6 protein-coding genes are annotated in these 6,228 nt (G+C 40.2%); 4 read left to right on the top strand and 2 right to left on the bottom strand.

What is annotated here, in order from left to right; genetic code table 11:
* Positions 1–178: 178 nt before the first annotated feature.
* Complete coding sequence (locus tag CWC17_RS12255) at positions 179–1,645, top strand: DNA recombination protein RmuC (RefSeq protein ID WP_055013580.1); 1,467 nt, start codon at positions 179–181, stop codon at positions 1,643–1,645.
* Between the two features lie 76 nt (positions 1,646–1,721).
* The gene (locus CWC17_RS12250) at positions 1,722–2,069 is read left to right on the top strand and encodes a DUF7674 family protein (RefSeq protein ID WP_138540074.1); all 348 of its coding nucleotides are present in this window, start codon (positions 1,722–1,724) and stop codon (positions 2,067–2,069) included.
* Between the two features lie 40 nt (positions 2,070–2,109).
* Here CWC17_RS12250 and CWC17_RS12245 read toward each other — a convergent pair whose 3' ends face one another.
* Positions 2,110–2,514, bottom strand: coding sequence for a MerR family transcriptional regulator (locus tag CWC17_RS12245; RefSeq protein WP_138613098.1), 405 nt, complete (start codon positions 2,512–2,514; stop codon positions 2,110–2,112).
* 86 nt (positions 2,515–2,600) lie between these two features.
* Here CWC17_RS12245 and CWC17_RS12240 point away from each other — a divergent pair, with 86 nt between their 5' ends.
* Together CWC17_RS12240 and CWC17_RS12235 are read left to right on the top strand one after the other, a co-directional pair.
* Positions 2,601–3,851, top strand: coding sequence for an NADH:flavin oxidoreductase/NADH oxidase family protein (locus CWC17_RS12240; protein ID WP_138613096.1), 1,251 nt, complete (start codon positions 2,601–2,603; stop codon positions 3,849–3,851).
* 349 nt (positions 3,852–4,200) lie between these two features.
* Positions 4,201–5,361 carry an aldo/keto reductase gene (locus tag CWC17_RS12235; RefSeq protein ID WP_138613094.1) on the top strand — a complete coding sequence of 387 codons (1,161 nt, stop codon included), beginning with the start codon at positions 4,201–4,203 and terminating at the stop codon, positions 5,359–5,361.
* A gap of 40 nt (positions 5,362–5,401) precedes the next feature.
* Here CWC17_RS12235 and cuyB read toward each other — a convergent pair whose 3' ends face one another.
* The gene (cuyB, locus tag CWC17_RS12230) at positions 5,402–6,133 is read right to left on the bottom strand and encodes a cysteate racemase (RefSeq protein ID WP_138613092.1); all 732 of its coding nucleotides are present in this window, start codon (positions 6,131–6,133) and stop codon (positions 5,402–5,404) included.
* Positions 6,134–6,228 lie beyond the last annotated feature (95 nt).

Below are 6,228 nucleotides of genomic sequence, written 5' to 3'. Positions count from 1 at the left end.
TTGTTGATTAATTGCAGTTATCACAAGCTTCATGTTGATTTCCCGATTAGTTACTGAATTTAGTAATGAATAAGCCAGCTCCTTTTAAGCTGGTTTTTTTCTGTCTTAAATTAGCCTCTACCCCCTACAAGTTTTATTCGTTATGATGGCATGTCTCTAAATTTTATAAGTTTATTTTATGTTTACTCAGCTAATAACGCATATTGATTGGTTAAGCGCCGGTGCAGGGATTACAACTGGGCTTGTACTCTATGGCCTTGTTTCGCTACCTTCTCGGAACAAGTTAAAAAAGCAAATTAGCGAACAACAGCAGCAGCTATCGTTATTACAAAACCAGTACGACAACAAGCAGCAGCAATACACTGCTTTATTTGACGAGCATGAGCTACTTGAGCAATCACACCAAGAGCAGCGCGATGAAGCACAGCACTTTAAAACTCGCTTTAGCGAGCAAGAAAAACAAAGTATTCAATACAACCATTTCTGGCGTAAAGCCGAAGGCGAGTTAACCGCTTTGCGAGAGCAATTTAACCAACGCGATATTGAGCTTAATAATATGCGCACTACGCTTGAACAAAAGCAGCAAAACTTTACCGAGCAGCTTGCTCAAATAGAGCAAAGCAAAAGTGTGCTTAAAAAAGAGTTTGAAAACCTAGCTAATAAAATTTTAGAAGAAAAGTCGCAAAGCTTTAAAACGCTAAACCAAGAAAGCATTGAGCAACTATTAAAACCTGTTCAAGGGGAGCTAAAAGGTTTTAGAGATAAAATGGAATCGATTCACGTTGAAGATTTAAAGCAACGGGCTGCTCTTAAAACAGAACTACTGCATTTACAAGCCAAAAGCCAAGCTATTACCGAACAAGCCGATAAACTCAGTAATGCCTTACAAGGGCAAAAAAAGACCCAAGGTAATTGGGGCGAACTGATGCTCGAAAACGTACTCGACAGCGCAGGCCTGCGCGCGGGTACTGACTATAAACGCGAAGTTTCGTTTAATACCGAAGACGGCCGACTGCGCCCCGACGTAGTGGTGTATTTACCACAGGGCCGCCACTTAGTGATTGATGCTAAAACTTCGCTAAATGCTTATACCCGCTACGTTAACGCCGAAAACGAATTAGAGGCTAGCCAAGCAATTAAAGAGCATGTACATGCTGTTACAGCACGTATTAACGAGCTTGCCAGTAAGTCGTATGATCGACTCCCTGGTATAAACTCGCCTGAAGTGGTTATTATGTTTGTGCCTATAGAATCTGCATTTGTAGAGGCGCTTAAATATCAAAGCGATATTTACCAACAAGCCATCGAAAAAAATATTTTAGTTGCTACACCAACTACCCTACTTACAAGCCTTAATATTGTTAAACAGCTGTGGCGCTTTGAAGAGCAAACTAAATACTCTAAAGAGCTGGCGAATCGTGCAGAGCGCTTTTACAACAAACTCAATGGCTTTTTAACGAGTATGGAAGGTGTTGGCAAACAACTTGACCGCGCAAAAGAAAGCTACGATAAAGCCTTTTCACAACTTTACCGTGGTAAAGGTAACTTAATTAAACAAGCGTCTGAATTTAAAGAGCTAGGTGTATCGGTTCAAAAAGAGCTACCAAACGAAAGCGTAGAAAAAGCTCAATTAGAGCTGGATTAGCTCTACTTTTTATAAGCAAAAGGTTTATGGTTCTCTTTGCTTAGGTTGCAATTAATTGAGCTCTCGGTTAAAAAATATGAAAACGATTTTAAATTTGTTAGATGAAATCATTATTCAATTCCCTGAAGTTAAAGCGTTAATGAACATATATGATGAAGATGAAACCTCGTTTAAAATGGAGGCATTTTCTAAAGCCACAACGCAGGCTTTTGCTCTTGGTAATGTGGAGCAAGCCCTGTGTTATTTAAATTACGTGGCTGAAAAACTAATAAACGCTAAGGCAAAAGTAATTGAACACATAGACGTATATTACGTAGAAACATTATTTTGGGGCGCAAGCCCCCATACTATTGCGCTTGGGTGGCCCTTGGTTCCGGAAAGTTTACAAACGCTTTATATCAATTTTCATGGTAAAGCGCCGTAAAACTAACACAAGTAAAGCTCACATGTACTCGCTTACGGCTTTAATATTCCAACTCATTTAATAACTCATTGATTTTTTCATCGCCAATACACCCGCCATTAGACCAGCTTGCATCTAGTAGGGTAATTAAACTACCAATACGCTCTGATTTACGCTGTAGCTGCTTTATTAGTGCGTTGGCCTCATGTTGTTTTTGCTTGAGGCGCTCAATAATGGCGTTGTGTTCAAGCTCCTCATTAGGCGTACGCAGGGAGGGGATCTCTTCAAGCGAAAACCCTAAACTTTGTGCAAACTTAATTATTTTAAGTTGCTCGACACTATTTGCCGTGTATTGGCGATAGCCATTGCTGCTACGCATACCAGCTGGAAGCAAACCTATGCTTTCGTAATACCTTATTGTGCTGGCTGCTGTACCACTTTGTTTTGCAAGTTCACCTATTTTCATTGTTGTTTATTAGCCTAAAATGACAGTTGACCTTAAAGCTGACTTTAAGGTTATAGTGACTGTAATGTCAATTTATGGTTTACCTTATGTCTGAAAATAAACAACACCCTGTATTTACCTCTTTTACCTTACCAAGTGGTTTAACCATTAAAAACCGAGTAGTAAAAGCCGCTATGGAAGAAAACCTCGCAGAGGCCGATTTAACACCTTCGCAAGTGCTTAAAAATCTATACAGCGAATGGGCTAAAGGTGGTTGCGGGTTAATTATTACCGGCAATGTTATCGTTGACCACCTTGCAATGACAGGACCTGGAGGCCTTGCACTTGAACAGAAAACCGATATTACAGCTTTTGCAGAACTTTCACGTTTAGCACAGCAAAATGACTGTAAAATTGTCATGCAAATAAATCACCCTGGCCGCCAAGTATTTAAAAAAATGGGCGGTAAAGCGCTTAGTGCTTCTGATATCGCGCTTAATATGGGCAAACACTCGCACTATTTTGCACAGCCAAAAGCGATGGATAAAAGCGAAATTTATGATGTTATCGCCCGATTTACTAATACGGCGCAACAAGCTGAGAAAGCTGGGTTTAATGGTGTACAAATACATGCTGCACATGGCTATTTACTAGCACAGTTTTTATCTCCTCTGACTAATAAACGTAATGACGAATGGGGCGGTAGCCTTGAAAACCGTGCCCGCTTATTACTCGAAATTACCAAAAGCGTTAAAGCACACTGTAGCGAGCGGTTTTCTGTATCAGTTAAGCTAAACTCTGCTGATTTTCAGCGCGGCGGTTTTGAGCCAAGTGACGCGCAAGCGGTTGTAGATATGCTAAGTGCACTAAAGGTTGATTTTGTAGAGCTTTCGGGCGGCTGCTACGAAGCACCTGCTATGCAAGGCCAAACAGGCGATGAGCGAACACTTGCGCGTGAGGCATACTTTTTAGAGTTTGCTAAAGCAATTAGCGAGCAGTCAAACATATCTATTATGACCACAGGTGGTATTAGCCGATTAGAGGTGGCAAATAAAGTTATTAGCTCAGGCGTTGCGCTCGTTGGTATGGCAACAGCACTGGCATTTCAGCCAAACTTAGTTAATAGTTGGCAAACACAGCCAATGCATAACCCACTTATGCCGCGGGTTACTTTTAAAGACAAAACACTCGCTGGGCTTGCTACTATGGCACTGGTAAAAAGGCAGCTTCGTCGCCTTGGCGAAGGTAAACACGTTAAGGCAAATACCTCGGCTATTTTTACTATAATAAGCGACCAAATACGTGCTGCAAAGCTTACCAAGCGCTACCGAAAACGCTTTGCTAAAGAGCTCAATTAAACTTTTAATTTTGCTTGTTAATTTTTACCTTTTGTTTAGTTCTGTATACATTGTAATAAATGTAACCACTTACATATTGTGTTTGTTGGTATTAAAAGGTGCACCAAGGTGGAAGTATGCTTTTTTATCAAGCTATTAAAGTGCACCACTTTGTACATGTTCAATTACTGTACTAATAAGCTAAACAATCATTCATTAATGTTAAATAAAAAGCTTGTTCAGTGCTTGTTAATTTTACGCATACTATTGATAATATTGAACTTTATTGTAGCTGCTTTTGTTGTTTTTGCTTGAAAATTATACTAGCGTATAAAGTAGATATTTAACGTTACTCAAGGAGAAAGGTTACATGGTATCTCGCAGAAGCTTTATTAAAGCAGGTGCAGCTTTAGGTATAGGATCTATTTTTAGTGCTTCAGCACTCGCTGAGCAACTAAAGGTAAAAATGTCTCAAGGGCAGCTTATGCCAACTAAAGGGCCAATCGATAAAAGTGCAGCCTTGCCCACCAATGATGTTACAAACGCTAAACACTATCGCCCTGAAGCTAGAATGGGTTTAGGCGGTCTAGCCGCTGGTAACGGTTTTAACACCATATCTAGCGATGCAGAAATTCTAACAATGTTAAATGCTGCGTGGGACGCAGGTATACGGCATTACGATACTTCCCCTTTTTATGGCTTAAGCTTGAGTGAAAGACGCTTTGGGGATTTATTACGCAATAAAAAACGCGAAGACTTTGTATTATCCTCCAAGGTAGGCCGCTTACTTACACCTTCCGCTGAGCCTTTAGAAAATAGCTGGCACTGGGCCGATCATTCACCGTTTCATTATAAGTATGATTATTCAGCCTCGGGCACACGTCGTTCAATTGAGGATACTCTACAAAGAATTGGCGTGGCGTCGCTTGATATTGTTTATATTCACGATTTATCGCCTCAAAATAGTGATATGGGTGACGATTGGCTTAAATACTTTGATCAAGCAGCAAAAGGCGCAATTCCTGAGCTTACAAAAATGCGCGACGAGGGAATAATTAAAGGTTGGGGCTTTGGTGTTAATACACCGCATGCCGTTTACAAAGCGCTTGATATGTCAGATCCCGATATTTGTTTATTAGCGCTGCAGTACTCTATTTTAGATCACAAAGAAGCACTTAATAAAACCTTCCCTATGCTTGATAAACGAGGGATCTCTGCCGTCATTGGTGCGCCACTCAATGGTGGTTTTTTAACTGGGCGAAATCGCTTTAATTACTCACCTAAAATTCCTGCGCCTATGCAGCAAAAGTATAATGCAATTAGTGAAGTTGCTACTAAGCATGGCATCGACATTAAAACAGCTGCGCTGCAATTTGCAGAAGCGCCATCCACTGTGGCCTCAATAGTGCCAGGTGCGCGTACTGCCGATCAAATTAATGCAAATGTTGCGTCAATGAAGGTAACCATTCCAGATGCGTTTTGGAGTGAGTTAAAAGCTAAAAACCTCATCGAGCAAAATGCGCCTGTATAATTACTAACTCAGAGGTGTGCTTTTAATTAAGCACACCCTTTTAAGCTACATTCGACAATGAATGTGCTGATTTTTTATAACCTGCATACGCCCAGTTAACGCACTCTTGCGCTAAAATAGCGATGGTATCTAAACAGGTATCAGGCGATTGCTTAGCTTGTGTGGCTAATACCAGTGGTATTTCGGTGCAGCCAAACAACACGCAATCTGCACCTTGGGCAAGCATTGACTCATAAGCCTTGCTTAATAAGTTGCGCCCTGTATTTAAATCCCCTGCTTTTACAGCTGTTATACCATCCATAATAGTCATTTGCTGCTGTGTGTTTGGCTCAATAAAATCAATATTGTGCTGCTCAAATGCGTTTTGATAAATACCCATATTTAGTGTGGCTGTAGTGGCTAAAATACCCACTCTTTGCTTATTGGTTACTTTAACTTGTTTAATAACGCTTTTTACAATGCTAATGGTGTGTACATCGGCATTTTGAGTTAATGCGTCGTACCAGTAATGCGCGGTATTACACGGAATAACAATACAGCTTACACCTAAGCTTGTTAGCTCTTTAAAACCTTTTTTTAGCTCAAAAAATGGGTTTTCATCTTCAATACCCATTAAAAATTTTGTTCGGTCAGGAATTTGCGGGATATTCCTTATAAACATAGGTATGTGCTCTTGATCATTTTTAGCAGGTGATAAAGCAATTACCTGATTCATAAATGAGGCAGTAGCCAAAGGCCCCATTCCGCCTAATACTCCAAGAGTTCTGAGCATGGTTGCTTTCCAGTTATTGAGTTTATAGGCTTAATTTATAGTGTTTTATTTAGTTTGAATAATGCTATTATTTTACCACCCATGCTAAAAACGCA

This window comes from Pseudoalteromonas sp. S3785 (genome assembly GCF_005887365.1).
Classification (GTDB): domain Bacteria; phylum Pseudomonadota; class Gammaproteobacteria; order Enterobacterales; family Alteromonadaceae; genus Pseudoalteromonas.
Note: the sequence above shows the minus strand (reverse complement) of the source record. Positions and strands in the feature narration are given on the sequence as shown.